This window comes from Micromonospora sp. NPDC048843 (assembly GCF_040649965.1).
Lineage (GTDB): Bacteria > Actinomycetota > Actinomycetes > Mycobacteriales > Micromonosporaceae > Micromonospora > Micromonospora hortensis.
On record NZ_JBEZGJ010000247.1, the window covers coordinates 1 to 1,925 of the forward strand.

The 1,925-nt window shown below is 69.9% G+C and carries 1 protein-coding gene; it reads right to left on the reverse strand.

From position 1 onward, the window contains the following. Nucleotides 1-98 precede the first annotated feature (98 nt). A complete protein-coding gene (paaN, locus tag AB0C20_RS33420) occupies nt 99-1,772 on the reverse strand; it encodes a phenylacetic acid degradation protein PaaN (RefSeq protein ID WP_357183710.1) in 1,674 nt (557 codons plus the stop codon). Nucleotides 1,773-1,925 lie beyond the last annotated feature (153 nt).

Genomic DNA, 1,925 nt, shown 5'->3' on the forward strand with positions numbered 1-1,925 from the left:
CACCGAACCGTCGCCGAACATCCGCTCGGCGAACGCGCGCACCTTGTCGTACTCGGTGCGTAGCGCGGCCACCGGAAACCCCCAACCGCAACTAACGATCAAACATGACGCCGCGACTGAACGATCCGGAACCGGTTAGCCACGTACGCCCCGTCGGTCAGCGCCGAGTTGGCCGCCGCGTTGGCTCCACTGCCGTGGAAGTCGGAGAACGCCGCCGACTGGTTGACGAAGACACCGCCGGTGAGGTTGCAGGACAGGTGCACCCCGACCTCGACCGCCACCGCCTCGGTTGCGTCCAGCACTGCCTCGTCGGTCGAGTAGACCCCGGCGGTGAGCGCGCCCTTCTCGCCGACCGTCCGGCGCAGCAGCTCCAGGCTGTGCGTGGTGGAGTCGGTAGCGATGGCGAAGGAGATCGGCCCGAACCATTCCCGGCCGTACGTCTCCGCGTCGTCAGCGGTCAGCTTCACGATCGTCGGAGTACGCACCACCGCGTCGGCGTACGACGGGTGGGCGACGGTCCGCGACTCCAGCACCGGCTCGCCGACCTTGGTCACCTCGGCCAGCCGCTCCAGCACCCCGTCGTTGACGATGGCGCCGGTCAGCTCCACACCTCGGGCCGGGTCGGCGGTGAGCTTGCCGACGGCGGCGGCGATCCCGCCGGCCACCTCGTCGAAGCTCTTGTGCCCCTGGTCGGTCTCGATGCCCCCGGCCGGGATGAGGATGTTCTGTGAGGTGGTGCACATCTGCCCGCTGTAGAGGGTCAGCGTGAACCCGAGGTTGCGGCACATGCCGGCGAAGTCGTCGGTGGAGTCGATGACGACGGTGTTGAGGCCCGCCTTCTCGGTGTAGACCGATGCCTGCCGCGCGTGCGTCTCCAGCCAGTCGCCGTACTCGGTGGAGCCGGTGAAGTCGACGATCCGGATGGCCCGGTGCAGGGCCAGGTCGCTGGCGAGCTTCTCACCGGGGGCCTCGGCCGCCAGCATGATCAGGTTCGGGTCGAACCCGGCCTCGGCGAGCACCTCCCGGGCGTACTTCACTGTGATGGCCAGCGGCAGCACCGCGCGCGGGTGCGGCTTGACGATCACCGGGTTGCCGGTGACCAACGAGGCGAACAGCCCGGGGTACGAGTTCCAGGTCGGGAAGGTGTTGCAGCCGATCACCAGCGCCACCCCACGCGGCACCACGTGGAACGTCTTGGTCATCCGCAGCGGGTCACCCTTGCCGGCGGCCTTCTCCCAGCCCGCCCTGCCCGGGTGCCGGGTCATCTCGGCGTACGCGTACGCCAGCGCTTCCAGCGCCCGGTCCAGCGCGTGCGCGCCACCGGCCTGGAAGGCCATCACGAACGCCTGCCCGCTGGTGAACTGCACAGCGTTGGCCAGCTCGAAGATGTGCTTGTGCAGCCGGTCGAGGATCTCCAGGCAGACGCCCACCCGGGCCTGCGGGCCGGCGTCGCGCCACGCCGGCAGCGCGGCGGAGGCGGCGTCGACCAGCTCACCGGGGCCGGCGTGCGGGTAACGCACCGCCAACTCCACACCGAACGGGCTCGTCTCGGTGGCGACCCGAACGCCCGCGCCAGGCTGGTCGAGCGGGAAGTCACCGCCGAGGTACGCCTCGAAGGCGGCCTTACCGTCGGCGGCGGCGGTCTCGCCGTACACCCGGGGGCTGGGGGATTCGGGATAGGCGGACCAGTAGCCCCGCTCCGTGATCGCGGTCAGCGCACGGTTGAGGGTGTCGGCGTGCCTGTCGTACAGGGGATGCGGGGTCTCCGTCATGCCCGCCATCATGCCTGAGTCCGGTCCGCGAGCAGTAGCGCGAATGCCCGACAGCGGCTCATGCCTGAGTCCGGTCCGCGAGCAGTAGCGCGAATGCCCGACAGCGGCTCATGCCTGAGTCCGGTCCGCGAGCAGTAGCGCGAATGCCCGACA

What these genes read in the sequence shown, in the direction of transcription:
- paaN (WP_357183710.1), bottom strand. Translation starts at nt 1,772, where the DNA reads ATGACGGAGACCCCGCATCCCCTGTACGACAGGCACGCCGACACCCTC.